General features: G+C 34.9%; 3 protein-coding genes and 2 pseudogenes. 2 read left to right on the forward strand and 3 right to left on the reverse strand.

Going from position 1 to position 3,400, the window contains the following annotated elements:
• Both BXU11_RS17920 and gpmI read left to right on the forward strand, forming a co-directional pair.
• Positions 1-770: DUF5916 domain-containing protein (locus BXU11_RS17920; protein ID WP_223253765.1), on the forward strand; the 770-nt coding region annotated here is incomplete at its 5' end.
• Positions 771-892: 122 nt separating this feature from the next.
• Positions 893-2,158 (forward strand): annotated as a pseudogene (gpmI, locus tag BXU11_RS16810) (2,3-bisphosphoglycerate-independent phosphoglycerate mutase); the annotation flags it as partial.
• Positions 2,159-2,265: 107 nt separating this feature from the next.
• Here gpmI and BXU11_RS18180 read toward each other — a convergent pair.
• The 3 genes and pseudogenes from BXU11_RS18180 to BXU11_RS16825 form a co-directional block, all read right to left on the reverse strand.
• A pseudogene (locus BXU11_RS18180) lies at positions 2,266-2,730 on the reverse strand (transglutaminase domain-containing protein); the annotation flags it as partial.
• A gap of 78 nt (positions 2,731-2,808) precedes the next feature.
• Entirely contained in the window at positions 2,809-3,198 is a 390-nt protein-coding gene (locus BXU11_RS16820; RefSeq protein ID WP_078210993.1) for an HIT family protein, read from the reverse strand.
• Between the two features lie 11 nt (positions 3,199-3,209).
• The coding region (locus BXU11_RS16825; RefSeq protein WP_189318558.1) for a GreA/GreB family elongation factor at positions 3,210-3,400 on the reverse strand (191 nt) is incomplete at its 5' end.

Genomic DNA, 3,400 nt, shown 5'->3' on the forward strand with positions numbered 1-3,400 from the left:
AAAAGAATAATTCATATGGTCTTGGCATTGTTTTTAATCCCTTTGAAAATTATGATTATTATGAACCTCGTCAGTCAGGTCGATATGTCATCACCCCTACGAGTTATGGCTTTTGGGCATACTATTCTCGTAATTACAACTACAAATTTGCCTTTGATATTAATCCAGAGTATTTTCGTTCAGATGAACCTGGAAGAGATTTTATCGGCGTGACTGTGAGCCCAAGATATCGTTTTAATGATAAAATGGCGGTAGTGTATGATTTTGGATTTTCAAGACGAAATAATAATAAAGGGTATATTGATAAAGTTGAGAATACGATTGACGCTTCTTTAGATAAAATGATTCTTTTTGCTAATCGAAATGTAGTTACTTATTCTCATAATATTTCTGGGAAATATTCCATAAATAGTCAGGTTAATTTTAATTTATTGGTGAGACAATATTGGTCTTATGCAGAAAACAAAAACATACTTCAACTAGCTCCCAATGGAAGATTGGTTGAATTTATGGGGTATAATCTGAATAAGAATTCAAGTTTTTATTCTTGGAATATGGACTTGTCTTGTTCTTGGTGGTTTGCACCCGGGAGTCAGGTTTCGTTTTTGTATCGCAACAGTTCGGCTAATTTTGAGGACCTTATCAATAAAAATTATAGGGATAATCTGAATACCATATTAACCAATGAAAAATTGCAACACACTTTATCCATCAGTGTACGCTATTTTATTGATTATAATGAAGCGAAGAATTTGTTTATAAAAAGTTAAAATCGAAATTTTAGGGTCTTTTTTGTAAATTTTTATCACCTACATCGATTGAAATGAAAAAGCGAATTTTAGAATCCTTTTTCGGCGCTTCAAAATTCTTTATATTTGATAAAAAAATAATTATGAACAAGAAAGTTATCCTTATGATACTTGATGGATGGGGGAAATCTCCTGATCCTAAGGTGTCTGCAATAGACAATGCCAATGTACCTTTTATCAATAGTCTTTACGAAAAATATCCTAGTGCACAACTTAGAACCGATGGTTTAAATGTTGGTTTGCCAGAAGGGCAAATGGGAAATAGTGAAGTGGGACACATGAATTTGGGTGCTGGTAGAATTGTATACCAAGATTTGGCAAAAATCAATTTGGCTGTGGCAAATCATACTTTAGCTAAAGAATCTGTTTTAGTTGATGCCTTTACTTATGCCAAAGAAAACAACAAAAAAGTACATTTCTTAGGATTAGTTTCTGATGGTGGTGTCCATTCACATACTTCACATTTAAGAGGATTAATTGAAGCGTCACAAACTTATGGTTTGCAAGATGTTTTTGTGCATGCTTTTACTGACGGACGTGATGTAGATCCAAAATCAGGAAAACAATACATTCAAGATTTACAAGAATTCATGGCGCCAACAACAGCTAAATTAGCCTCAGTTGTAGGTAGATATTATGCTATGGATCGTGATAAAAGATGGGAGCGTGTAAAGTTAGCCTATGATTTAGTGGTAAATGGAACGGGAACGGCTACTCAAAATCCAGTAGCAGCAATTGAAGAAAGCTATGCTAAAGATGTGACGGATGAATTTATAGATCCTTTGGTTGTTGTAGACGAAGCAGGTCAACCATTGGCTAAAATAGAAGAAGATGACGTAGTTATTTTCTTTAACTTCAGAACAGACAGAGGACGTGAATTGACAGAAGCTTTATCACAAAAAGATTTTCATGAGCAAAATATGCACAAATTGTCTTTGTATTATGTTACTTTGACCAATTACGATGAAACGTATGAAAACGTGAAAGTGGTGTACAACAAAGACAACATCACTGAAACTTTGGGTGAGGTTTTAGAAAAAGCCAAAAAAAAACAAATTCGTATTGCTGAAACTGAAAAATATCCACATGTTACGTTCTTTTTCTCAGGAGGAAGAGAAGTTCCTTTTGAGGGCGAAACACGTATCTTAAGAAATTCTCCAAAAGTAGCCACTTATGATTTGAAACCAGAAATGAGTGCTTATGAATTGAAAGATGCTTTGGTTCCTGAATTGAACAAAGGTGAAGTTGATTTTGTTTGTTTGAATTTTGCCAACGGCGATATGGTTGGGCATACAGGAGTAATGAGCGCAGCCATACAAGCTTGTGAGGCAGTTGATGATTGCCATAAATAATCAAAAGGCATATGGGTTTCCAACATTGCCTTTGGAGGTGTTTTGAAATAAAAATTATTGAGCTTTTTGGTAAAAACACCATTATTTACGGAGCCTGCACCCCAAGTTGGGTCAAACAACCACCACTTGCCCTCACTCTTAACCGCACACCAAGCGTGAGATAATGCCGCCACTTTACCAAATTGTTTGGTATATCCTTCAATGATTACGCTTTCAAAGCCTAACTGACTCACAATCGCATTAAACAATTCGGCATAATGAATACACACTCCTTTTCTGGTGTTAAGCGTTTTATCAATTTTCTGTTCCGAAGTGTCGCTAAATTCGATATTCTCCATATTGGCCACATCATAACTAATGTTGGATGCCACCCAAAAAAAACTAGCTCTTAGCTTCTCATTTTCTGACTTAAAATTAGCAGCAATATAATCGGCAATACTTTTTGAGTTTTTGGTAGACGATTTTGGAATCTTTGCCATTTTTGCGTCTATCAGAACAAAATTATCTTTCGTTTGTCCGAAGGTTAGTAAGGCACAAAAAAAGAGGCAATAAGAAAAAAAGATTTTCATAATTGAGAATTGGTATAAAAAAAAAACGAACAGCTTTCAAAGATTGCTATTCGTGTTTAAATATATGAAAAAAAGATTTTATAAATTCTGTTGAATCTTTGTTGCCAAAGTTTCGAATTCCTCTTTTGTCAAAGCGACTTTATTTTGAAAACGCATCTCGTTCATTTCATGAATCGGAATCAAATGTACGTGTGCGTGAGGTACTTCTAGTCCAATTACAGCCATACCTATTCGTTCACAAGGCACTGTTTTTTCTAGAGCAGCAGCAACTTTCTTTGAGAAACGCATCAATCCTAGATATAATTCCTCATCCATATCAAAAAGCTTATCAATTTCTTGCTTAGGAATACAAAGCGTATGACCAACTGCATTCGGATTAACATCCAAAAAAGCTAGAAATTGATCTTCTTCTGCTACTTTATAGCAAGGAATTTCGCCATTTACAATTTTGGTAAAAATACTGCTCATGATTGTTATTTTTAGTCGCGAGAAATTTCAATGATTTCAAATTTCAATACTCCGTTTGGCACTGTAATTTCGGCTACTTCGCCTACTTTTTTGCCCAACAAACCTTTCCCGATTGGAGAAGTTACAGATATTTTTCCGGTTTTCAAATCCGCTTCACTTTCAGCGACCAAGGTATATTTCATTTCCATTCCGTTCCCTTGAT

Source organism: Flavobacterium sp. LM5 (assembly GCF_002017945.1).
In the GTDB taxonomy this organism is placed as follows: domain Bacteria; phylum Bacteroidota; class Bacteroidia; order Flavobacteriales; family Flavobacteriaceae; genus Flavobacterium; species Flavobacterium succinicans.